Consider the following 25,477-nt stretch of genomic DNA (forward strand, 5'->3'; position numbering starts at 1 on the left):
GTGGGGGGCGATCAGCCGTCGCCGCCCCAGGTCCAGCGTGCGCCGACCATGACGCCGCGGCCCGGGCCGGGTTCGTAGTAGCGGCCATTGCCTTCGTTGACGATGACCGAGCCGATGTAGCGCTGGTCCAGCGCATTGTCCACGCGCACGAAGCCCTTCAGCGCGCCGCTGGCGTAGCGACAGCGGTAACCGGCCTCAAGCCCGACCAGGAAGTACCCTGGCGCGCGCGCGGTGCCGGCGTCGTTGACGGTGACATCGCCCACGCCTTCGCCGTCCAGCTGTGCGCTCCAGTCGCCGTGGCGCCAGCCCAACGTCGCGTTGAGCTGGTTGCGCGCGGTGCCGGGGATGCGCGTGCCGGCGGCCACCAGGGTGGTGGGGTTGTTGCAGCCGGCGGCGGTGCAGATCGGGAAGCTGTCGCGGAAGGTGGCGTCCAGATAGGTATAGGCCAGGTCAAGCGACCAGTCCTGCGCTAGCGGCAGGCCGGCGCTCAGCTCCACGCCCTGGCGGCGCGCGCTGCCGACGTTGCGATAGCTGCTGCGGCCGCCGACGTTGCGCGCCACGGCCAGCTCGTCGTCGGTGTTGGCGCGGAACAGCGCCAGCTCGGCATGCGCGCCGGACTGGGCATGCCACTTGGCGCCCAGCTCGACATCGCGGCTGATCGAGGGCTGCAAGTCGAAGGCCAGCCCCGCGCCGCCATCGGCGCGGTAGCCGATCTCGTTGAAGGTCGGCGTCTCGAAGCCGCGCCCGGCCGACACGTACAGGCTCAGATCCTCGCGCGCGGCGAAGCTCAGGCCGGCCACCGGCGTGGTCTCCGAATAGGTGCGCCGGCCGCTGTCGTCCGGGTTGCCGGCGGTGATGTAGAAGTCGCGCGAGGAGAAGCGCACCTGGCTATGGCGCAGGCCGGCCAGCAGCGACAGGCGCGGCACGAATTCCCAGTAGGCCTGCGCGTACTGGTCGAAGTTCTCGACCACATCGCGCTCGTTGCGGCGCAGCCGGCCGCGCACGCCCAGCGTGCTGCCGACGAAGTTCTCGTAGCCGCGCCGCTGCTGGCGCTGCTTCTCGAAATTGGTGCCGGCGGTGAACTCGAGCGGCCGCCCGGCCGCCTCGCCCTGCCACGACCAGCGCCCGTCGGCGCCGCCGTAGTCGCTGTCCAGGTCGATCACGCCGCCGGCCTGCAGCGGATTGGCCTGGGTCGCGGCGGGAATGGACTGGTACTGCACCACTTTGCGGTTGCCGCCCCAGGCGGACACGCGCACGGTCTGCTGCGCGCTCAGCGGCAGGGTGTAGAGCGCGCCCAGCTGGTTCTGCTGCACCGACTTGCGGGTGTTGTACTGATCGGCCTGCGGCGTGGCCTGGGTGCGGTCGGCGTCGACCTGCGCCTTGGTCAGGCCCAGCGGATCCTGCGCATCGCTGCGGAAGGCGTTGCCGACCAGGTCCAGCGTGCCGGCGCTCCCCAAGTCGAAGGTGAACTTGGCATTGCCCGAATCGCGGTCGGCCGCGCTGTGCTGGCGATAGCCGTCGGTCATGAAGCGCTGCACCGCCACGTTGTAGCCCACCGCGCCGGCGGTGCCACGCACGCGGGCGCCGGCGGTCCAGCTGTCGTCGCGGCCGTAGGTGGTCTGCACCGTGAGCTCGGGCGCCTGGGTCGGCGCGGCGCTCCACAGCTGGATCACCCCGCCGGAGGAATTGCCGTACAGCGCCGAGAACGGCCCGCGCAGCACGTCCACGCGGCCGCCGCCGAGCAGGTTGAAGTGCGAGACCTGGCCCTGGCCGTCGGGCATCGCCGCCGGGATACCGTCGGCATACAGGCGGATGCCGCGCACGCCGAAGGTGGTGCGCGCGCCGAAGCCGCGCACCGACAGCTGCGTGTCCTGGGCGTAGTTCTGCCGGTCGCGCGCCAGGATGCCGGGCACGCCCTGCAGCTCGTCGGACAGGTTGACGTCGTTGTGGCCGCCTTCGCCCAGGTCGATGCTCGACACCGACGCGGGCACGCGGAAGGCCGGGACGCGCTCCAGGCGCGTGGTCACCACGATGCGATCCAGGGTGAGCGCATCGGTCGGCGCGGCGGGCTCGTCGGCCAGGGCAGGGGCGGAGGCGGACAGCGCGGCCAGGCAGGCCGCGTGCAGCGAAGTCGGGCGAAAACGGGTCATCAACGTCAAGGCATCATGGGGAAGGAAAGAAGGCGCACCGCGCAGCCTCGGGCTGCGCGGGTGGCGCGTGCGTCGGCAGGCCGGGCGCACGCGACAAGGAGAACACGCCGGTCCACCGCAAGGGTGAAGATCCACGTGCGCGACGCGGATCCCGGCAGGCGCGCGCGGTGCGCAAGCATGGCCTGTTATGCCGCCATGTCCAGCACTACGCGGCCTTCGATCTGGCCGGCGTGCATCCTGGCGAACACCGCGTTGATGTTGTCCAGCGTGTCGGTGGTCACCGTCGCGGCGACCTTGCCGGCCTGGGCGAACTCCAGCGACTCCTGCAGGTCCAGGCGCGTGCCGACGATGGAGCCGCGCACGGTCACCCCGTTGAGCACCATGCCGAAGATGTCCAGCGGGAACTGGCCCGGCGGCAGGCCGTTGAGCGAGACCGTGCCGCCGCGGCGGACCATGCCGATGGCCTGCTCGAAGGCCTTGGGCGAGACCGCGGTGACCAGCGCGCCGTGCGCGCCGCCGATCTCTTTCTTGAGAAAGGCCACCGGATCGGTGCTGCGCGCGTTGACCGTCACCGTCGCGCCCAGGCGCGTGGCCAGCGCCAGCTTGGCGTCGTCCACGTCCACCGCGGCCACGTTCAGCCCCATCGCCTTGGCGTACTGCACCGCCATGTGACCCAGGCCGCCGATGCCGGAGATCACCACCCAGTTGCCGGGCCGGGTGTCGGTGACCTTCAGCCCCTTGTACACGGTGACGCCGGCGCACAGGATCGGCGCGACCTCGACGAAGCCGACGTTCTTCGGCAGATGGCCGACATAGCCGGCGTTGGCCAGCGCGTACTCGGCGAAGCCGCCGTTGACCGAGTAGCCGGTGTTCTGCTGCGCCTCGCACAGCGTCTCCCAGCCGCCCAGGCAGTGCTCGCAGTGGCCGCAGGCCGAGTACAGCCACGGGATGCCGACGCGGTCGCCTTCCTTGACGTGGGTGACGCCTTCGCCGACGGCCACGACATGGCCGACGCCCTCGTGGCCGGGGATGAAGGGCGGGTTGGGCTTGACCGGCCAGTCGCCCTCGGCCGCGTGCAGGTCGGTGTGGCATACGCCGCAGGCTTCGATCTTGACCAGCAGATCGCCGGCCCTGGGCCGCGGCACGGCCACCTCCTCGATCGTCAGCGGCTGGCCGAAGGCGCGGACCACGGCGGCTTTCATCGTCTTGTTCATGGGATTCACAGCTCCTGTGGGGGTGTCTCCAGCCGCAGGCTAGGCCGACGCATCGGCCCCCGCCTTGATCCCGGTCAATTCGCCGACCGGACAATTCCCGACCCTGGGTGCATGCAACGCGGCTCAGCCGAAGACGAACTTGCCCTTCATCAGCGTGGAGTGGCCCGGGAAGGAGCAGAAGAAGCTGTAGTCGCCGCCCTTGGTCAGCTTGGACGTGGAGAAGGTCACCATGTCGCGCTGACCGCCGCCGATCACCTTGGTGTGGGCGATCACGCGCTCGTCGCCGGCCTTGAGGAACCCGGCGGCCATGCCGGCCTTCATGCCATCGGCATCGATGCCGGCCATGTCGGCCGTCTTGGCCAGCACCCAGTCGTGGCCCATCACATTGGCGGCCAGCTTGCCGGTATGGGTCAGGGTCACGCTCACCTGGGTGCAGGCCGCGTCGATCCGGATCTCGGTCTTGTCGAACTTCATCGCATCGTCCCCGCTGATGGCGACGTTGCAGGTCTTGGCGAACGCGGCGGGGGCCATCAGGCCCAAGCACAGCAACAGCAGGGTGGGGATCAGCTTGCGCATCGGGTTGGGTCCTCGTGTCGTGCGGGGGAAGCGGGGATGGAGCGGCTTGCGCTCGGTAGGACCCACGCCGCACGCACCCCCCGCGGATGCGCACGGCGTGGGGTGGAACGCTAGAAGAAGATGATGCCGCCGACCGAACCGCCGTTCATGTCCACGGTGGTGCCGTCGAAGGCTTCCGAACGGGTGCGCCCGCCCTCCAGGGCCAGCGTCACCGCCTTGGTGAGCTGCCAGTACACGCCCAGCGTCGCATTGGCGTTGGACTTCAGCCCGCCGGTGCCGGGCGTCTGGTCGCGGTTGCGGCTGATGCCGTAGTTGGCGCCCAGCTTGACCTTGTCGGTCAGGCCGAAGGTGCCCTGCGCCAGCCAGTTGGTGGACTTGGTGTCCTGCTGGTCGCCATCGGCCAGGATGCCCAGGCCGGTGCCGGTCTGGACGTTGACCAGCCCGCCGAAGCGCCCGGCCGTCACCGCGGCGCCGGCCTCGAAGCCGCGCATGGTGAACTGATCGTCCTCGTCGAGGCGGTTGTAGAAGCGCTGGGTCTTGGCGCCGACCCAGGCCCTGAAGTTGTCGTTCTTCCACAGCAGCTGCGCCTGCACCTGCGGCACCGACTTGGCCTCGTAGGCGCCGTTGTTGCCGACCGGGCTCACCACCGCGACGGTGGCGCTGAAGCCGCCGGCCGCCGGCGAGGTCCAGGCGATCTGGCCGTAGTTGCCCAGGTAGGTGTAGCCGGCGCCGATATGGCCCAGCGAGACGCGGCCGCGCTGGGTCGCCTGCACCGGCGCGCCCACGCCCATCAGCGTCATGTCGCTCAGGATCGCGTTGGAGCCGAACACGCCGTAGTCGCGGCCCAGCTTGAAGCTGCCGATCCGGTCGTTGCCGATGGTGAAGAAGGCCTGGCGCACGTCCACGCCGCTGTTGGCGTCGATGGCGCTGTCGGTGGCGGTGTGGGCCATGATCCCGATCGTGCCGCCGAGCTGGTAGCCCTCCTGCTCGGTGGAGAACTTGGTCACCAGCGCGTTGGGCAGCAAGCCGTTGCCGATCGTGGTGCGGCTGGATTCGCCGCCGCAGCCCAGCGCGCGGCCGGCCAGGGCCAGGCCGCCGACGGTCTGGCTGCCGCAGCTGACCGAGGTGTAGTACGCGTTGATGTAACCGCCCACATCGATCTTCCAGTCGCCGGCGGTCATCTCCACCGCTTGGGCGGCCGGCAGCGCGGCCACCAGCAGGCCGGCCGACAGCAGGCGCAGCGGCAGGTGGCGATGGCGGTGTTGGCGGGCGTGTGCTTGCTTGCTCATGTCAGTTCCCTCCCCGGGATGCACGTCGTTGGGCCGGTCGATACCGCGGCCGGCGTCGGTTGGACCTGGCGCACGGCCGCAGGGCGAGCGGGCGTCAGGCAAAGCGGCGGCTGGCGCACGTCGCCGGTGGCGTCGTGCGGGCTGCCTGGGTGCTGCGTGGCGTGCGTCCGTCGGGATCGGACGTTGCCCGGCTCGCCCGGCGCAGGGCCGAGGATCGACGCTGCGCGGGGAGCGCCGTCGACGGGGCGGTGAGGCGAGCGCCGCGACGGGATGGCCGTCGCGGCGGCGTTGCGCTTACGGCTCGTTGCCGCGGTAGACCAGCGGCTCCTTGGAAGCCTTGGCCTCGTCGAAGGTCAGCGGCTTGTCGCCGGCCGGGTAGCCGTTCTCCTGCAGGAGGAAGGCCATGATGTTGGCGTAGGTGTCGTGGTCCAGGCTGGCCGGCTGGGTGGCGGGCATGTTCTGCGAGACGATGGTGAAGATGTCGCCCACGTGGAAGCCCGCCGCCGGGTTGGCGAAGTGCTTGCCCTTCAGTGCCGGGCCGGCGCGGCCGGCCAGCGTGTCGCCGTGGCACAGCGCGCAGTTGTCGGCGTACTCCTGCTTGCCCTTGTCGGCCTGCGCGGCGGTGAACAGCTTGGGCGCATCGCCGGCCGCGGCCGTGGCGGCCGCCGCGGGGCCTGCGCCGGCGCCGTTCCAGGCCAGCTGCGCGCCGCGCCTGAACATCGCCTGCGTGGTCGCGTTGGCCTGCGCCTTGCCGCTGCCTTGCGGCGTGGCCAGCACGGCGTAGGGATCCAGCAGCCTGCCCAGCGTGCCGTCGGCGCCGAGCGTGGCGACGCTGGCCTCGAAGGCCTGCGCGGCCGCGGCGTTGGCCGGGTCGTACAGGGCCACCAGGTTCCAGCGCGCGTGCGGCTCGTCCAGCTCGGCGTAGTCGAACGGCGCGGCGTCCTTGTGCGCGCTCAGCCAGCCGACCACCGCCGGACGCCACAGCATGGCCGCGCCGACCTTGTGCTGCTCCAGCGCCTCGATGGCGTCGTCGTTGGTCAGGTGCACGTCGGCCTGCAGCTTCGGGTAATCGGCGAAGTACAGGTTCGGCGTGGTCTGGTAGGTCACCGCGACCGGGCTGCCCGCCGGCAGCATGGCCAGCGAGCGGGCCTGGCTGCCGTGCGGGGTGACCAGCACGAAGCCGGTGCGCCCGTAGGCGGCGGTGGCCTTGAGGCCCTCGGGCACGCCCGAGGCGCTGGCATCGACCGGGAAGCCGAGCACCAGCTGGCAGTCCTTACTCGCCAGCTTGTTGAACTCCTTCAGGTCGAAGCCTTCGTCGTCATCGCCGGTGCCGTCGAATTCGTGCACCGACAAGGTGGTCTTCTGCTGCTTGGCCACGGCCGCGGCGATGGCCTTGTCCATCGCCGCGGTCGGGCTGGAGCTGTCCACGCAGACCGAGACGGCGGCCTGGGCGGCGCCGATGCCGCCGGCGCACAGCGCCAGCGACAGGACGGAACGGAGGAGGGTGGGGTGCGGGGTGTGTTTCATGGCCTGGCTCCGGGGTGCGAATGCTTACAGCGAGAACACGTACAGGTGGCCGCCGAGCGGGATGTTGCGGACCTTCGGGTCCTTGGCCATCTCGCCGCCCCAGATCGGCACGCCGCCGCCCCAGCCCGCGTACACGCCGACGTACTGCTTGCCGTTGACGGTCCAGGTGGAGGGCACGCCCAGCACGCCGGAGGCCATCTGCGGGCTCTTCCACAGGACCTTGCCGGTCTTGGCGTCGAAGGCGTACAGGTAGCCATCGGCGCTGCCGGAGAACAGCAGGCCGCCAGCGGTGGTCAACATGCCGCCGTTCCACGGCAGCTCGGACGGGAAGTTCCAGACCTGCTTGCCGGTGTTCAGATCGATCGCCTGCACCGCGCCCCAGTGGTTGGGGAAGGCGGGATCACGCTTGACCAGGAAGGTCTCGCCCAGGAACGGCAGGCCGGCCTTGTAGCTGACCGCCGCGCCCTTCATGGTCATGCAGGTGTGCAGGGTCGGCACGTAGGCCATGTGCGTGTCGGGGCTGACCGAGATCGGCCACCAGTTCTTGCCGCCCAGGAAGCTGGGGCAGGTGAACACTTCCTTGTCCACGGTCGGGCGCATCGCCGGATCGGTGACCGGCTTGCCGTCCTTGAAGCCGCTGACCGAGGTGGCCGTGGCGAACTTCTCGGCATAGATCAGCTTGCCGTTGGTGCGGTCGATCGCATAGAACCAGCCGTTGCGGCTGGCGCTGACGATGGCCTTGTACTTCTTGCCCTTGTAGGTGATGTCGGTCAGCACCGTCTCGTTGGTGCCGTCGTAGTCCCAGGTGTCGTTGGGCGTGTACTGGTAGTGCCACTTGATCTTGCCGTCGGCCGGGTTCACCGCGATGACCGAGTCGGTGTACAGGTTGTCGCCCGGGCGCAGCGTGGCCAGCCACGGGCCGGGATTGCCCACGCCCCAGAACAGCGTGTCGGTGTCGGCATCGTAGCTGCCGGTCAGCCAGGCCGCGCCGCCGCCGGTCTCGGCCGCGCCCTTGGGCCAGGTGTCGCCGCCCGGCTCGCCCGGCAGCGGGATGGTGTGCAGCTTCCACACCTGCTTGCCGGTCTTGGCGTCCAGCGCCTCGATGAAGCCGCGCGCGCCGTACTCGCCGCCGGACACGCCGACGATCACCTTGCCCTTGACCACCAGCGGGGCCAGGGTCATCGCATAGCCCACATCGGGCGCGTTGAGCTGCTCGTTCCAGGCCACATCGCCGGTCTGCGCGTTCAGCGCGACCACGTGGTTGTCCAGGGTGGCCATGTAGACCTTGTCCTCGTACAGCGCCACGCCGCGGTTGACCACGTCGCAGCAGATGGTCTTCAGGCCGACGTTGGACAGGTCGTGGGCGTACTCCCACAGCTTCTTGCCGGTGCTGGCCTGGAAGGCGATCAGGTGGTTCTTCGGCGTGGTGATGAACAGATAGTCGCCGTTGACGATCGGCGGGGCCTCATGGCCCATGTCGAACTCGCTCTTCCAGTCCCAGGCCGGCTTGAGGTTGGCCACGTTGCCGGTGTCGATGGTCTTGAACGGCGCATAGCCGCGGCTGGTGTAGTCGCGGCGGTACATCAGCCAGCCGCTGTCGCTGGCGGCGGCCTTCAGGCGCGCGTCGGTCACCGGGGCATACGGGGCATCGGCGGCGCTGGCCGCGCCGCTGCAGGCCAGCACGCTGGCCACGGCCAGCGCCTTGAGCGCCTGGGTGGTGGGACGATGGATGTGCATGTGTCGCTCTCCTGGGTAATGGGTTGCCTTGGGGATGCGGTGGACTAGAAGCGGTAGCGGGCCCCGACCCAGCCACCGCGCGGGGCGCCCGGCCCCAGGAACCGGGGATCGGAATCCCCGGGGAAGACGTCGCCCGGCTCGCCCAACGTGCCGAAGCTGGCGTAGCGCTTGCCGGTGAGGTTCTCGATGCGCGCGCTCAGCTGCAGGCGCGGGGTCACGTCCCAGCGCGCGTGCAGGCCGAACAGCGCATAGCCGCCGAGCGGTGCGAGCTGGTTGGACTCGTCGCCGCGCAGGTACTGGTTGCTGCGGTACTGGCCATCGATGCCGATGCGCAGGGCGTCGCTCAGCGCGAACTCGACCCCGGCCTTGAGCTGGTGCCGCGACAGGCCCGGGATGCGATCGCCGCGCTGCACGGTGATCTGCCCGTCGGCGTCGGCCTGCGGGTTGTGGACCGCGTTCTCGGTGAAGCCGTCCTGGTAGGTCGCATCCAGCCACACATAGCTGGCCGACCACTCCACCCGGTCGCCCGCCAGGCGGCCCTGTGCGGACAGCTCCAGGCCCTGGCGGCGGGTGTCGCCGACATTGGCGAAGAAGCCCTCGTTGGAGGTCGCCCCGCCGACGGCCTGGAACAGGATGTCGTCATGGCTGGTGGTGCGGAACACGCCGGCCTGCCACTGCACGCCAGCGCCGCGGCCGCGCAGGCCGGCCTCCCAGCTCTTGGCCACCACCTGGTCGAGCGGCGGATCGGCGACGAACTGGTTGGGCAGCTTGCACGGCGCGTCCTCGTCCGAGCAGGTCAGTTCCACCGGCGTGGGCGCGCGGGTGGACTCGCTGTAGCTGCCGTAGGCGGTGAGCGAGTTGCTCAACTTCCAGGCCAGCCCCGCGGCCGGATTCAGGCGCGAGAACGTGTGCTCGCCGTTGAGGTCCGGGTTCTCGCCCGAGCGATCGGCGATGCGCGTGCGGGTGTGGTTGTAGCGGGCCGAGACGGTCAGCGCCAGCGCGTCGGTGAGGCTGAAGGTGTCGGTGGCGTACCAGGCGTAGGTGCGCGTGCTGGCGAACACGTCCAGCGCCTGATCGGGAATCTGCAGGCCCGAATCGCGCGAGGTGCTGCGGTCCTCCAGCAGCACCGCCGGCTCGACGATGCTGGAATAGCGTACGTTGCCGCTGAGCCAGTCGCCGCCGAGCACCAGCTGGTTGTCGTGGCCGCCGAGCGGGCGCGAGAACACCAGCTGCACGTTGCCGCCGTGCGCGCGCTGGCGGCGGTGGCCGATGTTGTTCACCGCATCGTAGTCGGAGGAGACCGGATCACCGTTCTGGTCGGTGACGAAGGCCTGCTGGCCCTGGTCGTCCTCGTCCTCGCACAGGAAGGCGGGATCGTCCTCGCAGGCTTCCGCGTCGCTGGTGTCGCCGTTGAACGAGCGCGTCTTGACCGTGCGCTGGTAGGCCATCGCGCTCAGCACCAGGTCGTCGGCGATGTCGTAGCGGCCGTGCAGGCTGGCCTGGGTGAGGTCGTTCTGCGTCTGGTCCGGCGCGGTGAAGATGCTGGCGTAGTCGCGGCGCATGGCCTGGATCGACTGCGCACCGTTGCCGGTGAGGTCGGTCCTGGCCTTGGCCAGGTCCAGATCCAGCGCGGCGCGCTCGCCACGCCAGCCGAAGTTGGCCATGTAATGGCGGGCATGGGTGGGCGAGAGATCGCGCCAGCCCTGTTCGTACAGGTTGTCGGCCAGCACGTAGTAACCCAGCGTGCCGTTGTTGCCGCCGGACTCGACGCTGGCCACCTCGCGGCCGAACGAACCGGCCTCATACGACAGCGCCGTGCCCGGATCGTCGAAGCCGTTCTTGGACCGCAGCACGATCGCCCCGCCCAGCGTGTTCAGGCCGAACACCGGATTGGCGCCGGTGACCACGTCCAGCCGGTCGATGCCCTGCTGCGGCAGCAGGTCCCAGTTGACCGTGTCGCCGAAGACCTCGTTGACGCGCACGCCGTCCTGGTAGACCGCGATGCCCTGGGCGATGCCCAGCAGCGGCGAGCCGGTGAAGCCGCGGAACTGCACATCGGGCTGCAGCGGATTGCCCTGCACGCTGTTGAGGCTGATGCCGGCCACCTGGCGATCCATGGCCTCGGTCAGGTCGACCGAGGTCATGCGGTCCAGCTGGTCCGCATCCAGCCCACGCACCGGATACGGCGACTTGTCCGCCGGCAGCGTGGCATCGCCATTGGGCGTCACGCCGACCACGTCGAGCGTGGGCAGCGTGGTGATGCCGGGTGTTGCGGTGTCGGCGGCCAGCGCGGGCATGAGGGCAGGGCAGGCTCCAAGCAGGGCCAGCGCCAGCGCACGGCTCAGCGCGCGCCGCGACGGCATCCGCTGGGCAGAAGAGGTGGAAGACGGGGTGGGAAGACGGACGGCGGCCGGCACGTGCCGGACACCGCTTCGCCGCTGGTCGTCGTTGTAGACGGCCATAGGGAGCTCCTTGAGCGCGGTTGCAGAGGCTGCGGCGCGCCGGCCTGTGGCCAGGCCGGTGCATCGCGGCGATGGATCGCATCCCGACGCGGGGAGGTGCGATGCGATCCTTCCAACCGGTCAGAAGAAGCCGAGCTTCTTCGGCGAGTAGCTCACCAGCAGGTTCTTGGTCTGCTGGTAGTGGTCGAGCATCATCTTGTGGTTCTCGCGGCCGATCCCCGACTGCTTGTAGCCGCCGAAGGCCGCATGCGCCGGATAGGCGTGATAGCAGTTGGTCCACACGCGGCCGGCCTGGATCGCGCGACCCATGCGGTACAGGCGCGAGGCATCACGGCTCCACACGCCGGCGCCCAGGCCATAGAGCGTGTCGTTGGCGATGGCCAGCGCCTCGGCCTCGTCCTTGAAGGTCGTCACCGACACCACCGGCCCGAAGATCTCCTCCTGGAAGATGCGCATCTTGTTGTGGCCCTTGAACACGGTCGGCTTGACGTAGAAGCCGCCCTCCAGCTCGCCCGGCAGCTTGTTCTGCGCGCCGCCGGTGAGGACCTGCGCGCCTTCCTGCTTGCCGATGTCGATGTAGGACAGGATCTTCTCCAGCTGCTCGCCGGAGGCCTGCGCGCCGACCATGGTGTTGGGATCCAGCGGGTTGCCCTGCTTGATCGCCTCCACGCGGGCGATGACCTTCTCCATGAACTTCTCGTAGATCGATTCCTGGATCAGCGCGCGCGAGGGGCAGGTGCAGACCTCGCCCTGGTTGAAGGCGAACAGCACGAAGCCCTCCACCGCCTTGTCCAGGAAATCGTCGTCCTCGGCCATCACGTCGGCGAAGAAGATGTTGGGCGACTTGCCGCCCAGCTCCAGCGTCACCGGGATCAGGTTCTGCGAGGCGTACTGCATGATCAGCCGGCCGGTGGTGGTCTCGCCGGTGAAGGCGATCTTGGCGATGCGCGGGCTGGAGGCCAGCGGCTTGCCCGCTTCCAGGCCGAAGCCGTTGACCACGTTGAGCACGCCGGCGGGGAGCAGGTCGCCGATGACTTCCAACAGCACCAGGATCGAGGCCGGGGTCTGCTCGGCGGGCTTGAGCACCACGCAGTTGCCGGCGGCCAGCGCCGGGGACAGCTTCCAGCACGCCATCAGCAGCGGGAAGTTCCACGGGATGATCTGGCCGACCACGCCCAGCGGTTCGTGGAAGTGATAGGCGATGGTGTCCTTGTCGATCTCCGAGATGCTGCCTTCCTGCGCGCGCAGCGCGCCGGCGAAGTAGCGGAAGTGATCGGCGCACAGCGGCACGTCGGCGTTGAGCGTCTCGCGGATCGGCTTGCCGTTGTCCCAGGTCTCGGCGTAGGCCAGCAGCTCGAGGTTGGCTTCGATGCGGTCGGCGATCTTGAGCAGGATGTTGGCGCGCTCGGTCGGCGAGGTGGCGCCCCAGGCGTCCTTGGCGGCATGGGCCGCGTCCAGCGCCGCCTCCACGTCCTGCGCGTTGGAGCGCGGAATCTGGGTGAAGGCCTTGCCGGTCACCGGCGTGATGTTGTCGAAGTACTGGCCGCTCTTCGGCTCGACCCACGCGCCGCCGATGAAGTTGGCGTAGCGCTTCTTGAAGATGGACTGCGGGTCGGTGGACATCGGCTTGGTGCTGGTGACGGCGTTCATGCGGGTCTCCTGATGCGGGGTTTGTGTCGCCCAATGGGTGTGCCCAGTAGCGCAAGCCCGATGCCAAAAATCCGGTGCTGCGCCGCGTCACGACCCCGAGCCGCAGCCGGCCAAGGTTCATGACCCGCGGCTGTTGCGGCGCACCACGTCTGCCCGTTGCAAGCGTCGACGCGCTGTGATGTTTATTGGGACATCGCCCCGTTGCGCTGTCGCAAAATGCGACACCTTGAGGAGTTGGGAATGGCACAGCCGCTGACTGCTTCGGATCGCGCCTTGGGCGCCGCACGCCGCGCGTTCTTCGAACACGGCGGCGCGCCGGTGGGCAAGGTGCCCGACACCATCCTGCGCTCCTGGGTGCGCTGCCAGCGCCTGGGCCTGCCGGCGCAGGGCGCGCCGCAGATCGAGCCGGTCAGCGCCGCCCGCCTGAGCGAGATGCGCGAGCGCCACGAGAAGCTCTGGCGCCTGGCGCGCGCCGAGCTGGAGCTGCTGTCCTCCGACGCGGCGGCCACCGGCAGCATCGTCATCCTCACCGACGAGGACGGCTGGATCCTCGATGCCGAGGGCAGCGCCAGCTTCCTCGACCGCGCCGGCCGCGTGGCGCTGATGCCCGGCGCCTGCTGGAACGAGGCCCAGGTCGGCACCAACGCCATCGGCACGGCCATCGTCGAAGGCCGCCCGGTGGTCGTCCACGGCGGCGAGCACTACCTGGCACCGCACGGCATCCTCAGCTGCTCGGCCACGCCGATCTTCGACCCCTACGGCACGCGCATCGGCGTGCTGGACATCTCCGGCGATGCGCGCGTCTCGCACATGCACGCCCTGGGGCTGGCGCGGATGGCGGTGGCCAGCATCGAGCATCGCTACTTCGACGACGGCATTCCCGATGCCGAGCTGCTGCGCCTGCACCGCGACCCGGCGCTGCTGGGCACCGCGCGCGAGGGCCTGCTGGCCTTCCGCAATGGCAAGCTGGTGGCCGCCAACCAGGCCGGCCTGCAGCTGTTCGGCCTGGAGCGCGGCGAACTGGGCCGCGCCTCGTACACCGGCCTGTTCGCCGACGCGCCCGGCCGGCTGCGCGACGACGGCGTGCTGCTCGACCGCCAGGGCCGCGCGCTGCACGGCCGCGTCGAGGACGGCCAGGCCCGTGCCCGGCGCCCGGCCGCGCGGCCGCCGATCACCGTCTCGGCCGCCGTCGACCCGCAGGCCAGCGACGCGCCGCTGTTCGACGCCGAGCAGGACGCCGCACTGGCGCGCGCCCGGCGCGTGCTCGATGCCGGCCTGCCGGTGCTGGTGCAGGGCCAGACCGGCACCGGCAAGGAAGTCTTCGCACGCGAACTGCATCGCCGCTGCGCGCGCGCCGGCCGGCCGTTCGTCGCGGTCAACTGCGCCGCCCTGCCCGAAGGCCTGATCGAGGCCGAACTGTTCGGCTACGAGGACGGCGCCTTCACCGGCGCGCGCAAGCACGGCAACCCCGGCCTGCTGCGCCAGGCCGACGGCGGCGTGCTGTTCCTGGACGAGATCGGCGACATGCCGCTGGCGCTGCAGCCGCGGCTGCTGCGCGTCCTGCAGGAGCGCGAGCTGCTGCCGCTGGGCGGCGGCAAGCCGGTCAAGCTGGACTTCGCCCTGATCTGCGCCACCCACCGCGAGCTGGACCAGGCCATCGCCGAGGGCCGCTTCCGCCCCGACCTGTACTACCGCATCGCCCACCACACCGTGCGCATCCCCGCGCTGGCCGAGCACGGCGATCGCGCCGGGCTGGTGCACGCGCTCTGGCAGCGCCTGGGCCAGGGCCGGCGCCTGACCGACGACGCCCACGCCCTGCTGGCCAGCTACGACTGGCCCGGCAATCTGCGCCAGCTCAGCGCCTGCCTGCGCACCCTGGTGGCGCTCAGCGAGCCGGGCGAGACCATCGGCGCGGACATGCTGCCGTCCTACCTGCACATCCAGCGCCCGGCGCTGCCCGTCGCCCCGGCCGCGCTCGCCGCCCCGGCCAGCGCGCAGGACCTGGACGCCCTGGCCGAAGCCGCGATGCGCCAGGCCCTGGCCGACTGCGACGGCAACGTCACCCGCGCCGCGCGCAAGCTCGGCATCAGCCGCAGCACCCTCTATCGCCGCCTGGGTCAGGACCTGCGCGATACCACGCACTAGCTATCGTGGACGTGGCGCAACGGACTCCTCGAATCTCCCAGCGGCCTGCCTGTAGAGCGGAGCTTGCTCCGCTGGGGCTTTTCCCACGAACCGAATGAAGAGCAGCGGAGCAAGCTCCGCTCTACAGGTGGGAGCCGCCCTTGCGGGCTTTCGGAGAGCGGCCGGCGATGAGGCTTTCCCGATGAGCCAAACGCGTTTATCGCCCGAAAGGCCGTACGGCGGCTGCTACGCGTCAGGCGGCTGTCGCCTGCGCTGCCTGCCGACGCAGCATCGCGTCCATCAGCGCGCGCATGCGGGCGAGATCGCGCTGGGCGGTTTCCAGCACGCGGGGTTCGTTCGCTTCGAGCAGACGCTGGGCGGCCTCGGCAACGTCATGCAGCACCGCCGCCGCGTCCATGTCCAGGAAGATGCGCAGGCTGCGCACGTGGCGCTGGAGCGCCTGCTGCAAGGCCAGGTTGGCGCCGCCGGCGCAGGCCGCGATCGCGTCCAGGGTCAGGTCAAGCTGGGCCAGTTCGTCGAACAGCTCATCGGCATTGGGGCGCATCGGTCGTATCCGGCAGATCCCCTGTTCAGAACAGGAACGGGGTTCGCAGGATCCTCCGGTCAGCACCGTGAACGCCGGGTTAGGGCGGCCGGCTGGCGGTGCTGCGCGTCAGCCGGCGTCCAGCAACTGCAGGCCATCGGGCGTCACGCGCGCCTGGAGCGCCAGGTAGTCGCGCACCTGCCGGTGCGGCGTCTCCAACGGGTGCGCATGCGCGGCCTGGATCACCAGCACGTCCGCGCCGGCGGCCTCGGCCGCGGCGATGCCGGCCGGCGCGTCCTCGAACACCAGGCAGTCCTCGGCGGGCACGCCCAGCCGCGCGGCGGCCAGGCGATAGCCGGCCGGATCGGGCTTGCCGTGGACCACGTCCTCGGCGGTGACCAGCACCGCCGGCAGCGCCAGGCCGGCGGCCTGCATGCGGCGCAGCGCCAACGCCCGCGGCGCCGAAGTCACCACCGCCCAGCGCGTGGCCGGCAGGCCCGCGATGAACGCCGCCGCGCCGGCGATGGGCGCGACGCCCTCGACGTCGGCGATCTCATCGCGGGTGATGCCTTCCGCCTCGGCCTGCGCATCCACGCCCGGCAGGCCGAGGCCGGCGATGGTGTCGATGGCCCGCGCGCCGTGGATGGTCGGCACGAACGTGGCCGGGTCCAGGCCATGCCGCAGCGCCCAGCGCGTCCACACGCGCTCGGCGGCGGCGATCGAAGTCAGCAGCGTGCCATCCATATCGAACAGGAAGGCGGGGTAAAGCGCAGAGGGATTCAAGAAGCACAACCGAAGCGACGCAGGGGCCCACCAGCCTACCGCCTCACCCGCAGGCCACGCGCGAAGGCGCGCGCGACCCGACACGTTGTTCGCACCTCTCCCCACCAGCGCGAGGCGCGCCAGTCCCAGCCCGCGCAGGAAAGGGAGGAGGCAAAAAGCGCGCGCGGTGCGAGAGGTGGACGGCGCCTGCAACATGCGAGGTGCGCCAGCGCCCAAGATCCGCCCCTCCCCTTTGCGCGCAGCGCAAGGGGGAGGCTGGGAGGGGGTGCTCTTCGCGGTGAATCTCCGGCGCCCGAGGCTTCGCGCGAAAAGCACCCCACCCCGTCCCTCCCCTTCGCCTCCGGCGAAAGGGAGGGGGCAAAAGCGCGCTCAGCGCGCTGGTGCCTGCGCCGTCTGCCAGGCCATCCAGTCCACCGCCAGCCGCGGCCAGGCCGCCAGGGTCAGGCCCTGGATGCGGCGCACGCCGAAGCCGTGGCCGCCCTTGGGGAAGATGTGCAGTTCGCTCGACACGCTGGCACCGAGCAGCGCCTGTTCGTACACCAGCGTGTTCTGCACCGGCACCACGTCGTCGTCCTGTGCGGCCAGCAGAAAGGTCGGCGGCGTGCGCGCGCTCACGCGGTTCTGCATGGAGTAGTCGTGCACCAGCTGCGCATCCGGATGCGGCCCCAGCAGGCGCTTGCGCGAGCCGGTATGGCCGATGGCATTGCCCATGTCGATCACCGGATAGATCAGCAGCGAAAAATCCGGCCGCGCGCTGAGGCGGTCGACGGCATCCACCGGCGCGTACACCGCATCGTCGAAGCGCGTGGACAGACTGGCCGCGACATGGCCACCGGCCGAGAAGCCCATCACGCCCACGCGCGCCGGGTCCAGGCCGTCCTCCTTCGCATGCGCCCGGATCAGGCGCAGCGCGCGCTGCGCATCGGCGAGCGGCGCGTCGCGGCCATCGGCATGACCCTCGTCCGGCAGCCGGTAGCGCAGCACGAACAGGGTGATGCCGGCCCGGTCGGCGAAGGCCGGCACCAGCGAGCTGCCCTCGTTGTCGATCACGATGTGCGCATAGCCGCCGCCGGGCACCACCAGCAGCGCGCTGCCGTTCGGATGCGCCGGCCGGTAGACGACCATGTACGGCGCGCGGATGCCGCGGATGGAGCGGTCCGGCACCGCCGGATCCTCGCTGTGGTCGACGATGGTCGGCTGCGCCGGCGCGCCTTCCGAGCCCGGCCCGGTGCCGCCCGGCCACAGCAGGATCCGGTGTCTGAGCTCCTCGGGGGTTTCGGCCGAAGGCCGCTCGGCGGCCTGCGCCGAGACCGCCACGACCAGCAACAGCAGGACCTGCATCCAACGCATCGCCGTTTCCCTTGCCCAATGGAACAGGCCCGAATGCTAACCCCCGCGGATGGCGCGCCGTCGCGCGGACGCGACACGCGCCGCGAAGCTCAAGGCGATGGGCTCAGGTCCTTCCACTCCTGCGAATCCAGCCGATAGCGGAACTGCGCCGCATTGGTCGGATGGAAATCGGCGCCGCTGAGCAGGAACACGAACTGCTTCCCGGTGACCGATGCCTTCATGCCGCCGAGCGTCATGATCCAGCCAGGCCATTCTTGGATCACCAGCACCGCCGGCACGCGCGCCGCATTGGTCTGCATGACGTCCTCGACGTGCACGCGATAGCGGATGAGATTCGTGAATCCCGGCCCCGTGCGCGCCTCCAGATCGATGACCGGCCGTCCCTGCGCATCGACCATGTCCACCTCGACGACGCGGCCGACGAGGACGTGATCGGACTTGGCCAGGATCTCGGACAACGGTGTGGGCACAATCGAGGTCGCATCGGCCGCGCCACCGCAGCACAACGCCAGCAGCAGCATCCATCGCTTCATCGCCACGCCCTCCGGGACCGATGCGGCGAGCTTAAGCGCGGCGACATCTCCTCCGCGTCGCCGCGCCTCACACGTCCCCGCCGTCGGCCCAGCCCTCACCGGCGCCGCGCTGGAACACGCGATCCCGGTCCAGCACGCGCCCGGCGGGCAGCGCCTCGGCATGCTCGAGCTCGGCGTAGAGCGGGGTGAAGTCCGGCGCGGTGGCCTGGATCAGCTGTTCAAAGCTGTCGATGACGAAATAGGTCTTCTGGTAGTCGTCGATGCGGTAGCGCGTGCGCATCACCCGCGTCAGGTCGAAGCCGATCCGGTTGGGCGCGGCCGACTCCAGGCAGTACAGCGACTCGCCCTTCGACGAGACGATGCCGGCGCCGTAGATGCGCAGGCCCTGCGGCGTGTCGATCAGGCCGAACTCCACCGTGTACCAGTACAGCCGGGTCAGGTTGACCAGCGCCTGCGGGCCGATGCCGTGCGCCTTGACCCCGCCGCGCCCGTAGGCCTGCATGTAGTCGGCGAACAGCGCGTTCATCAGCAGCGGCACATGGCCGAACAGGTCGTGGAACAGGTCCGGCTCGGCGATGTAGTCGATCTGCTCGGGCCGCCGGATCCACCAGGTCACCGGGAAGCGCCGGTGCGCCAGGTGTTCGAAGAAGTCCAGCTCCGGCAGCAGGCCTTCCACGCCCACCAGCTGCCAGCCGGTGGCCGCGCCCAGCACCACGTTGAGATCGTCGAAGCGCGGGATCTCGTCCGCGCTCAGGCCCATCGCATCCTGCGCGGCGAGGAACTCGTCGCAGGCCCGGCCCACCAGCAGCGCGCGCTGGCGTTCGAACAGCTGGCCCCAAGTCCGGTGATCGGCGGCGCTGTAGCTGGCCCAGGGCTGCTCGACCACGGCCGTGGTGTAGACCGGCACATAGCCCTTGTCGGTGAGCTGGTTCTCGACGCGGCGCGGCGTGGTGTCCATGGCGGTCTCCTGCGGGCAGCAAAGGCAGGCTCTCACGCTACCGGCAAGCGCGCGCAACGGGCTTGCGAAAGTTGCAGGATCTGGCCCTCATGGCGCAATCTTGTTGCGTCATTGCATGTTGCGACGCGACAAATGGACGTACCAAGCCCGCTCGATCGCACGGATCTTCGTCTGCTTGCCCTGCTGCAGACCGACGGCCGCGCCAGCAATGCCGAGCTGGCCGCGCGCATCAACCTGTCGCCCTCGGCCTGCCTGCGCCGCATCCAGCGCCTGGAGGCGGCCGGCATCATCGCCGGCTACGGCGCCCGGCTGGAGGCGCGCGCGCTGGGCCTGGGCCTGCAGGCCTTCGTGCGCGTCCAGCTGGCCCAGCACGACCAGCCGGCGATCGAGCGCTTCGCCACCGCCGTGACCAGCTGGGACGAGGTCGTCGCCTGCCATGCGCTGACCGGCGACATGGACTATCTGCTGCACATCCTGGTGCGCGACCTGGACCACTTCTCGCGCTTCCTGCTGGACCGGCTGCTGGCCCAGGCCGGCGTGGCCGACGTCAACTCCAGCTTCGTCCTGCGCACCGTCAAGGATGCCGCGGGGATCCCCCTACCCACGACCTGACCGGAGCCGAACATGCAGGCCACCACCTTGACCGCCTTGCAGCCCTTCGTGCCGGGCGGCGCGGATTTCGCCGCCAGCCGGCGCCTGTTCGCCGCGCTGGACTTCGTCGAGGACTGGGAGGCCGGCGATGTGTGCGGATTCCGCAGCGGCCCGGTGTCCTTCATCCTGCAGGACTTCCACGACGACCATGTCGCCCACCACCTGATGCTGCGCGTGGTCGTGCCCGACGTGGACGCGTGGTGGACCGAAATGGCGGGGCGCGGGCTGGAGCAGCGCTTTCCCGGCTTCCGCCTCGGCACGCCGACCGACTTCCCCTGGGGCCGCGAAGTGCACATGATCGACCTGGCCGGCGTGTGCTGGCATATCGCCAGCGACTGAAGCGACGCCATGTTGAAACTGCTCGGCAAGCCCACCTCGATCAACGTGCGCAAGGTGCTGTGGCTGGCGGCCGAGCTGGACCTGCCGCTGGCGCATGACGCGATGGACGGCCCCGGCGATGCGGACGCGCTGCGTGCGCTCAATCCCAACGGCCTGGTGCCGGTGCTGATCGACGGCACCGCGGTGCTGTGGGAATCCAACACCGTCTGCCGCTACCTGGCCGCGCGCCAGCGGCGTCACGACCTGCTGCCCGCCGAACCCCTGGCGCGGGCGCGGGTGGAACAGTGGATGGACTGGCAGGCCACCGAGCTCAACGGCGCGTGGCGTCCGGCCTTCATGGCGCTGGTGCGGCGCGCGCCGCTCAGCCAGGACGCCGGCGCGGTGGAGGCCAGCATCGCGGCCTGGAACCGGCTGATGGGCCTGCTGGACGCGCAGCTGGCCACGACCGGCGCCTTCGTCGCCGGCGCGGACTTCACCCTGGCCGACATCGTGCTGGGGCTGTCGGCCAACCGCTGGCGGATGACGCCGATGGTGCGACCGGTACTGCCGGCCGTCGATGCCTGGATCGCACGCCTGGAGACGCGGGCCGGCTATCGTGCCCACGGCGGCAACGGCATTCCCTGAAGAAGCTTGAGGACACCCATGGCAACCGACGCGGACTTCATCGACTACGTGCACGCCCAGGCCGGGCTGGGCGCGGCGCTGGAATCGAAGAAGATGTTCGGCGAGTACGCGCTGTACCTGGACGGCAAGGTGGTCGCGCTGGTGTGCGACAACCAGGTCTTCCTCAAGCCGACCGCGCCCGGGCGGGGCCTGCTGCACGAGGTGATCGAACAGCCGCCGTACCCGGGCGCCAAGCCGCACTACCTGCTGGCCGATGCGCTGGAGGACACCGACGCGCTGCAGCGCCTGCTGCGCGCCACCGCCGACGCCTTGCCCCTGCCCAAGCCGAAGGCGGCCAAACAGGCGCCGGCAAAGAAGGCCGCAACCAAGAAAGCGCCCGCCAGGAAGCCTCCGCGCGGCTGACCGCCTCGCCTCCCGCCACTGGTTACCATCGGCGCCCATCCTTCGATGACGAGGCATGCCGCATGCACGGCCCCAGTCCCGAGACCCCGCATCCGATGCAGGGCTTTCCCCAGGTGTGCTTCATCCGCAACACCGTGCGCAACCCGCTGATCGAGGTCGGCGAGTACACCTACTACGACGACCCGGAAGACTCCGAAGACTTCGAGCGCAACGTGCTCTACCACTTTCCCTTCATCGGCGACCGGCTGGTGATCGGCAGGTTCTGCGCGATCGCGCGCGGCGCGAAGTTCATCATGAACGGCGCCAACCACAAGCTGTCCGGCATCTCGACCTATCCCTTCCAGATCTTCGGCCACGGCTGGGAGGCGGTGATGCCGCAACCGGGCGAGCTGCCGTACAAGGGCGATACGGTGATCGGCCACGACGTGTGGATCGGCTACGAGGCCCTGATCATGCCGGGCGTGCGCATCGGCAACGGCGCGATCGTCTCGGCGCGCGCGGTGGTCACCGCCGACGTGCCGGCCTACACCATCGTCGGCGGCAACCCCGCGCGGCCGATCAAGGCGCGCTTCGCGCCTGAGCAGGTCGCCCGGCTGGAGGCCATCGCCTGGTGGGACTGGCCGGTCGCGCACATCACCGCGCACCTGGACCGGATCGTCGCCGGCGACATCGACGCGCTGGAACGCGTCGCGCCCGCGCGCGACTGAGCACGCTGCTGCACGCGCATGCCGGCTTCAGCGGCGGCGTCGCTGGCGCGCGGCGCTCGCCGTCGTCGTTCTGCCCGGCATCGTCTGCGTCTGTTGCGCGTGCTCCTGCGCCTGGCCGCGCAGCCAGTCGCGGAAGGCGAGGAAACCGCGGTGGTGGGCGGAACGTTCCGGATAGACGAGATAATGCGACCAGGCGGTCTTCAGCCGCCGCGTCGACAGCGGTACCAGATCGCCCGACTCCAGCAGCAGCCGCGCACGCGTGATCCGGCCCAGGGCCACGCCCACGCCGTCCATGGCGGCGCGATGGTGCGATTCGGAGCTGTTGAGCACGGCCACGTAGCGCGCAGGCGGTGTCAGGCCCTCCCGCGCGAACCAGCGCTCCCACTCGCCGTCCGGGTCGCCGAGCAGCGGCCATTCGACCAGCGGCCGGCGCTTGCCGCCCATGCGCCGGATCAGCGCGGGGCTGGCCATGGGCGTGAGCCATTCCTCGAACAGGGGTTCAGCCATCACTTCGGGCCAGACGCCGTGGCCGATGCGCAGCGCCGCGTCGATCTGCGGCTCGCGGGCGAAGTCCACCAGCGCCTCGCTCGACAGCAGGTTGACCTCGATCTTGGGATGCAGTGCCAGGAACCCGCTCAGCCGCGGCACCAGCCAGGCCGACGCCATGGAGGGCGTGATGCTCAGTGTCAGCACTTCCTCGCGCCGCGCCGCGTAGGGCGTGAAGGCCTGGGCAATGGCGTCCAGGTGCGGGCCGATGCGATCGAGCAGGCGCTGGCCGTCCCCGGTCACGCGCACGCCGCGCGCGTGCCGTTCCAGCAGGCGGTAGCCCAGGCGCTGCTCGAGGCCGCGCATCTGATGACTGAGCGCGCTGACCGTCAGATGCATCGCGTCGGCGGCACGCGAGAGGTTGCCCAGGCGCGCGGCGACGACGAAGCCCTGCAGGGCGTGCAGCGGGGGACGCGACATGGGACTTCCCTTGAGCTGGATTCAAGACTCGCTTGCGAAAGCCTCGCTTCTCGCGGCCTGAGCCTGCGCCTATTGTCGATTTCACTCAAGTGGAGATGCCGATATGAACCTGTTCAAGGCCCTGCTGTTCCACCACGGGCATATCGTCGATGTGGAGCTGGCCCGCTCCCTGGCGGGCGTCGAGCCCGCGCAGGACGCCGCCGCGCAGCGCGCCCGCAGGATCAAGCGCGCGCGGCGCCTGGCGCGCAAGCAGGCCCAGTCGGCGCGCGCGAACGCACCGCTCACCGGGTTCCGCTGAGGACGGCCGCAAACGCAGACGGGCCGCCTGATTTGCGGCAGGCGGCCCGTCGGGGTCACGCGTCGAGGCGGCTTACTTGCCCAGCTTGGCCAGCGCGTCGTTGAAGGTCTTGCTCGGGCGCATGGCGGCGGCGCACTTGGTGAGGTCCGGGTGGTAGTAGCCGCCGATGTCCTGCGGGCGGCCCTGGGCACCGTTGAGCTCGGCCACGATGGTGGCCTCCTGCTCGGCCAGCGCCTTGGCCAGCGGGGCGAACTTGGCCTTCAGCTCGGCGTGCTCGTCCTGCGCGGCCAGGGCCTGGGCCCAGTACAGGGCCAAGTAGAAGTGGCTGCCGCGGTTGTCGATCTCGCCGACCTTGCGCGCCGGCGACTTGTTGCTGTCCAGGAACTGGCCGTTGGCCACGTCCAGCGCCTTGGCCAGGGTCAGCGCCGCGGGGTTGTCGTAGGTCTGGCCCAGGTGCTCCAGCGAGGCGGCCAGCGCCAGGAACTCGCCCAGCGAATCCCAGCGCAGGTAGCCCTCTTCGACGAACTGCTGCACGTGCTTGGGCGCGCTGCCGCCGGCGCCGGTCTCAAAGAGCCCGCCGCCGGCCATCAGCGGCACGATGGAGAGCATCTTGGCGCTGGTGCCCAGCTCCATGATCGGGAACAGGTCGGTGAGGTAGTCGCGCAGCACGTTGCCGGTGACCGAGATGGTGTCCTCGCCCTTGCGGATGCGTTCCAGCGACAGCGCGGTGGCCTCCACCGGCGAGAGGATGCGGATGTCCAGGCCGGTGGTGTCGTGGTCCTTGAGGTACCGCTCGACCTTGGCGATCAGCTGCGCGTCGTGCGCGCGCTGCGGATCCAGCCAGAACACCGCCGGCGTGCCGCTCAGGCGCGCGCGGGTGACGGCCAGCTTGACCCAGTCCTGGATCGGCGCGTCCTTGGTCTGGCACATGCGCCACACATCGCCGGCTTCCACCGCGTGCTCGAACACCGTCGCGCCGGCCTCGTCGGTCACCACCACCTTGCCGTCGCCGGGGATGACGAAGGTCTTGTCGTGGCTACCGTATTCCTCGGCCTTCTGCGCCATCAGGCCGACGTTGGGCACGCTGCCCATGGTGGCCGGGTCGAACGCGCCGTGCGCCTTGCAGTCCTCGATCACCACCTGGTACACGCCGGCATAGCTGCGGTCGGGGATCACGGCCTTGGTGTCCTGCAGCTCGCCCTTGGCGTTCCACATCTTGCCGCTGTCGCGGATCATCGCCGGCATCGAGGCGTCGATGATGACGTCGCTGGGCACGTGCAGGTTGGTGATGCCCTTGTCGGAGTTGACCATCGCCAGCGCCGGGCGCTTGGCGTACTCGGCCTCCACGTCGGCCTTGATCGCCTCGGCCTGCTCGGCCGGCAGCTTGCCGATCACCGCGTACAGGTCGCCGATGCCGTTGTTGGGGTCGAAGCCCACCGACTTGAGCGCCTCGCCGTGCTTGGCCAGCACGTCCTTGTAGAACTCGCCCACCACGATGCCGAACAGCACCGGGTCGGAGACCTTCATCATCGTGGCCTTCAGATGCACCGAGAACAGCACGCCCTTGGCCTTGGCGTCCTCGATCTGCGCATCGATGAAGCTGGCCAGCGCCTTGCGGCTGAGCACCGAGGCATCGACCACCTCGCCTTGCTTCACCGCCACCTTGTCCTTGAGCACGGTGCTGCCGCCATCGGCGCCGACGAAGGTGATCTTCAGCGCGCCGGCCGCGCCCAGCGTGGCCGAACGCTCGCTGCCGTAGAAGTCGCCGGACTCCATGTGCGCCACATGGGTCTTCGAATCGGAAGACCACTTGCCCATGCGGTGCGGGTGCTTGCGGGCGTAGTTCTTCACCGACAGCGGCGCGCGGCGGTCGGAGTTGCCCTCGCGCAGCACCGGGTTGACCGCGCTGCCCTTGACCCGGTCGTAGCGCGCCTTGGCGTCCTTCTCTGCGTCGGTCTTGGGCTCGTCGGGGTAGGCCGGCAGCGGATAGCCCTGGTCCTGCAGCTCCTTGATCGCGGCCTTGAGCTGCGGCACCGAGGCGGAGATGTTGGGCAGCTTGATGATGTTGGCTTCGGGCGTGGTGGCCAGCGCGCCCAGTTCGGTCAGGTCGTCGGAGACCTTCTGCGCATCGCTCAGCAGGTCGGGGAACTGCGCCAGGATCCGCCCGGCCAGCGAGATGTCGCGGGTCTCGACCACGATGCCGGCGGTGTCGGTATAGGCGTCGACGATGGGCAGGAACGACTGCGTGGCCAGGAACGGGGCTTCGTCGGTCAGCGTGTACAGGATCTTGGGCGTGCTGGACATTGCGGGCGTTGTCTCTCTTGCAGTGACAGGGGCAGCAGGCGCGGGGGCGACTGCACGGGTGACGCCGCCGGTGGCGAAGGCGGCCCGGACATCGAGGCGGGGGCAGCGGCTGGCGGCGACCAAGCACACCATTGTGGCCCCCCGGGCAGGGCGGGGCAAAGCGCCACAGCCGGCATGCGGGGACCGCAGTGTTCCGGCAGCCGGGACGAGTGCGCTGCCGTAGGCGCCGCCGCCTCTCCCAATCAGCCCGCGACCCCTTGTAGAGCGGAGCTCGCTCCGCTGCTTTTGA

Annotated in this window: 22 protein-coding genes; 7 read left to right on the plus strand and 15 right to left on the minus strand. The window is 70.1% G+C overall.

The window, feature by feature from the left end:
* Positions 1-11: 11 nt before the first annotated feature.
* The 8 genes from EAT51_RS03920 to adh form a co-directional block, all read right to left on the minus strand.
* Entirely contained in the window at positions 12-2,150 is a 2,139-nt protein-coding gene (locus EAT51_RS03920) for a TonB-dependent receptor family protein (RefSeq protein WP_130561331.1), read from the minus strand.
* Between the two features lie 185 nt (positions 2,151-2,335).
* On the minus strand, positions 2,336-3,364 hold the full coding sequence (gene adhP / locus EAT51_RS03925) for an alcohol dehydrogenase AdhP (protein WP_130520434.1): 1,029 nt from the start codon (positions 3,362-3,364) through the stop codon (positions 2,336-2,338).
* Positions 3,365-3,487: 123 nt separating this feature from the next.
* Entirely contained in the window at positions 3,488-3,940 is a 453-nt protein-coding gene (azu, locus tag EAT51_RS03930; RefSeq protein ID WP_130520436.1) for an azurin, read from the minus strand.
* A 110-nt stretch (positions 3,941-4,050) separates the two neighbouring features.
* A complete protein-coding gene (locus EAT51_RS03935; RefSeq protein WP_228257807.1) occupies positions 4,051-5,229 on the minus strand; it encodes a porin family protein in 1,179 nt (392 codons plus the stop codon).
* Positions 5,230-5,523: 294 nt separating this feature from the next.
* Positions 5,524-6,756, minus strand: coding sequence for a c-type cytochrome (locus EAT51_RS03940; RefSeq protein ID WP_130520438.1), 1,233 nt, complete (start codon positions 6,754-6,756; stop codon positions 5,524-5,526).
* 24 nt (positions 6,757-6,780) lie between these two features.
* Positions 6,781-8,493 (minus strand): methanol/ethanol family PQQ-dependent dehydrogenase, encoded by a 1,713-nt coding sequence (locus tag EAT51_RS03945; protein ID WP_130520440.1) that lies wholly within the window; start codon positions 8,491-8,493, stop codon positions 6,781-6,783.
* A gap of 44 nt (positions 8,494-8,537) precedes the next feature.
* Positions 8,538-10,790, minus strand: a complete 2,253-nt coding sequence (locus tag EAT51_RS03950; RefSeq protein WP_205965157.1) for a TonB-dependent receptor family protein — start codon at positions 10,788-10,790, stop codon at positions 8,538-8,540.
* 285 nt (positions 10,791-11,075) lie between these two features.
* Complete coding sequence (adh, locus tag EAT51_RS03955; RefSeq protein ID WP_130520444.1) at positions 11,076-12,605, minus strand: aldehyde dehydrogenase; 1,530 nt, start codon at positions 12,603-12,605, stop codon at positions 11,076-11,078.
* Between the two features lie 240 nt (positions 12,606-12,845).
* Here adh and EAT51_RS03960 point away from each other — a divergent pair, with 240 nt between their 5' ends.
* Positions 12,846-14,750 carry a sigma-54-dependent Fis family transcriptional regulator gene (locus EAT51_RS03960; protein WP_130520446.1) on the plus strand — a complete coding sequence of 635 codons (1,905 nt, stop codon included), beginning with the start codon at positions 12,846-12,848 and terminating at the stop codon, positions 14,748-14,750.
* 232 nt (positions 14,751-14,982) lie between these two features.
* On the opposite strand, the gene EAT51_RS03965 is transcribed toward EAT51_RS03960, so the two are convergent.
* The 5 genes from EAT51_RS03965 to phhA form a co-directional block, all read right to left on the minus strand.
* Positions 14,983-15,294: a hypothetical protein gene (locus EAT51_RS03965; RefSeq protein ID WP_130520448.1), complete on the minus strand. Its 312-nt coding sequence runs from the start codon at positions 15,292-15,294 to the stop codon at positions 14,983-14,985.
* Between the two features lie 108 nt (positions 15,295-15,402).
* A complete protein-coding gene (locus tag EAT51_RS03970; RefSeq protein ID WP_205953606.1) occupies positions 15,403-16,056 on the minus strand; it encodes an HAD-IA family hydrolase in 654 nt (217 codons plus the stop codon).
* A 369-nt stretch (positions 16,057-16,425) separates the two neighbouring features.
* Positions 16,426-17,406, minus strand: coding sequence for an alpha/beta hydrolase (locus tag EAT51_RS03975; RefSeq protein WP_425478237.1), 981 nt, complete (start codon positions 17,404-17,406; stop codon positions 16,426-16,428).
* A gap of 89 nt (positions 17,407-17,495) precedes the next feature.
* A complete protein-coding gene (locus EAT51_RS03980) occupies positions 17,496-17,927 on the minus strand; it encodes a hypothetical protein (RefSeq protein WP_130520450.1) in 432 nt (143 codons plus the stop codon).
* Between the two features lie 79 nt (positions 17,928-18,006).
* Positions 18,007-18,897: a phenylalanine 4-monooxygenase gene (gene phhA / locus EAT51_RS03985; protein ID WP_130520452.1), complete on the minus strand. Its 891-nt coding sequence runs from the start codon at positions 18,895-18,897 to the stop codon at positions 18,007-18,009.
* A 132-nt stretch (positions 18,898-19,029) separates the two neighbouring features.
* Between phhA and EAT51_RS03990 the strand changes: the two genes are divergently transcribed.
* The 5 genes from EAT51_RS03990 to EAT51_RS04010 all read left to right on the plus strand — a co-directional run bounded on the left by EAT51_RS03990 (position 19,030) and on the right by EAT51_RS04010 (position 21,620).
* Positions 19,030-19,509, plus strand: a complete 480-nt coding sequence (locus tag EAT51_RS03990; protein WP_130520454.1) for an Lrp/AsnC family transcriptional regulator — start codon at positions 19,030-19,032, stop codon at positions 19,507-19,509.
* A gap of 12 nt (positions 19,510-19,521) precedes the next feature.
* Positions 19,522-19,887, plus strand: coding sequence for a VOC family protein (locus tag EAT51_RS03995; protein WP_130520456.1), 366 nt, complete (start codon positions 19,522-19,524; stop codon positions 19,885-19,887).
* Between the two features lie 9 nt (positions 19,888-19,896).
* A complete protein-coding gene (locus EAT51_RS04000) occupies positions 19,897-20,511 on the plus strand; it encodes a glutathione S-transferase family protein (RefSeq protein WP_130520458.1) in 615 nt (204 codons plus the stop codon).
* Between the two features lie 18 nt (positions 20,512-20,529).
* Positions 20,530-20,913 (plus strand): TfoX/Sxy family protein, encoded by a 384-nt coding sequence (locus EAT51_RS04005; protein ID WP_130520460.1) that lies wholly within the window; start codon positions 20,530-20,532, stop codon positions 20,911-20,913.
* Positions 20,914-20,975: 62 nt separating this feature from the next.
* Positions 20,976-21,620 (plus strand): Vat family streptogramin A O-acetyltransferase, encoded by a 645-nt coding sequence (locus tag EAT51_RS04010; RefSeq protein WP_130520462.1) that lies wholly within the window; start codon positions 20,976-20,978, stop codon positions 21,618-21,620.
* 27 nt (positions 21,621-21,647) lie between these two features.
* Here the strand turns inward: EAT51_RS04010 and EAT51_RS04015 are convergent, their stop codons facing one another.
* Entirely contained in the window at positions 21,648-22,586 is a 939-nt protein-coding gene (locus tag EAT51_RS04015) for a LysR substrate-binding domain-containing protein (protein WP_130520464.1), read from the minus strand.
* Between the two features lie 103 nt (positions 22,587-22,689).
* Between EAT51_RS04015 and EAT51_RS04020 the strand changes: the two genes are divergently transcribed.
* Positions 22,690-22,884 carry a hypothetical protein gene (locus tag EAT51_RS04020; protein WP_130520466.1) on the plus strand — a complete coding sequence of 65 codons (195 nt, stop codon included), beginning with the start codon at positions 22,690-22,692 and terminating at the stop codon, positions 22,882-22,884.
* Between the two features lie 72 nt (positions 22,885-22,956).
* Here EAT51_RS04020 and EAT51_RS04025 read toward each other — a convergent pair whose 3' ends face one another.
* Positions 22,957-25,188, minus strand: a complete 2,232-nt coding sequence (locus EAT51_RS04025; RefSeq protein ID WP_130561332.1) for an NADP-dependent isocitrate dehydrogenase — start codon at positions 25,186-25,188, stop codon at positions 22,957-22,959.
* Between the last annotated feature and the right edge of the window lie 289 nt (positions 25,189-25,477).

The organism is Pseudoxanthomonas winnipegensis (genome assembly GCF_004283755.1).
GTDB classification, from domain to species: domain Bacteria; phylum Pseudomonadota; class Gammaproteobacteria; order Xanthomonadales; family Xanthomonadaceae; genus Pseudoxanthomonas_A; species Pseudoxanthomonas_A winnipegensis.

What these genes read in the sequence shown, in the direction of transcription:
- EAT51_RS03920 (WP_130561331.1), bottom strand. Translation starts at nt 2,150, where the DNA reads ATGACCCGTTTTCGCCCGACTTCGCTGCACGCGGCCTGCCTGGCCGCG.
- adhP (WP_130520434.1), bottom strand. Translation starts at nt 3,364, where the DNA reads ATGAACAAGACGATGAAAGCCGCCGTGGTCCGCGCCTTCGGCCAGCCG.
- azu (WP_130520436.1), bottom strand. Translation starts at nt 3,940, where the DNA reads ATGCGCAAGCTGATCCCCACCCTGCTGTTGCTGTGCTTGGGCCTGATG.
- EAT51_RS03935 (WP_228257807.1), bottom strand. Translation starts at nt 5,229, where the DNA reads ATGAGCAAGCAAGCACACGCCCGCCAACACCGCCATCGCCACCTGCCG.
- EAT51_RS03940 (WP_130520438.1), bottom strand. Translation starts at nt 6,756, where the DNA reads ATGAAACACACCCCGCACCCCACCCTCCTCCGTTCCGTCCTGTCGCTG.
- EAT51_RS03945 (WP_130520440.1), bottom strand. Translation starts at nt 8,493, where the DNA reads ATGCACATCCATCGTCCCACCACCCAGGCGCTCAAGGCGCTGGCCGTG.
- EAT51_RS03950 (WP_205965157.1), bottom strand. Translation starts at nt 10,790, where the DNA reads ATGCCCGCGCTGGCCGCCGACACCGCAACACCCGGCATCACCACGCTG.
- adh (WP_130520444.1), bottom strand. Translation starts at nt 12,605, where the DNA reads ATGAACGCCGTCACCAGCACCAAGCCGATGTCCACCGACCCGCAGTCC.
- EAT51_RS03960 (WP_130520446.1), top strand. Translation starts at nt 12,846, where the DNA reads ATGGCACAGCCGCTGACTGCTTCGGATCGCGCCTTGGGCGCCGCACGC.
- EAT51_RS03965 (WP_130520448.1), bottom strand. Translation starts at nt 15,294, where the DNA reads ATGCGCCCCAATGCCGATGAGCTGTTCGACGAACTGGCCCAGCTTGAC.
- EAT51_RS03975 (WP_425478237.1), bottom strand. Translation starts at nt 17,406, where the DNA reads ATGCGTTGGATGCAGGTCCTGCTGTTGCTGGTCGTGGCGGTCTCGGCG.
- EAT51_RS03980 (WP_130520450.1), bottom strand. Translation starts at nt 17,927, where the DNA reads ATGCTGCTGCTGGCGTTGTGCTGCGGTGGCGCGGCCGATGCGACCTCG.
- phhA (WP_130520452.1), bottom strand. Translation starts at nt 18,897, where the DNA reads ATGGACACCACGCCGCGCCGCGTCGAGAACCAGCTCACCGACAAGGGC.
- EAT51_RS03990 (WP_130520454.1), top strand. Translation starts at nt 19,030, where the DNA reads ATGGACGTACCAAGCCCGCTCGATCGCACGGATCTTCGTCTGCTTGCC.
- EAT51_RS03995 (WP_130520456.1), top strand. Translation starts at nt 19,522, where the DNA reads ATGCAGGCCACCACCTTGACCGCCTTGCAGCCCTTCGTGCCGGGCGGC.
- EAT51_RS04000 (WP_130520458.1), top strand. Translation starts at nt 19,897, where the DNA reads ATGTTGAAACTGCTCGGCAAGCCCACCTCGATCAACGTGCGCAAGGTG.
- EAT51_RS04005 (WP_130520460.1), top strand. Translation starts at nt 20,530, where the DNA reads ATGGCAACCGACGCGGACTTCATCGACTACGTGCACGCCCAGGCCGGG.
- EAT51_RS04010 (WP_130520462.1), top strand. Translation starts at nt 20,976, where the DNA reads ATGCACGGCCCCAGTCCCGAGACCCCGCATCCGATGCAGGGCTTTCCC.
- EAT51_RS04015 (WP_130520464.1), bottom strand. Translation starts at nt 22,586, where the DNA reads ATGTCGCGTCCCCCGCTGCACGCCCTGCAGGGCTTCGTCGTCGCCGCG.
- EAT51_RS04020 (WP_130520466.1), top strand. Translation starts at nt 22,690, where the DNA reads ATGAACCTGTTCAAGGCCCTGCTGTTCCACCACGGGCATATCGTCGAT.
- EAT51_RS04025 (WP_130561332.1), bottom strand. Translation starts at nt 25,188, where the DNA reads ATGTCCAGCACGCCCAAGATCCTGTACACGCTGACCGACGAAGCCCCG.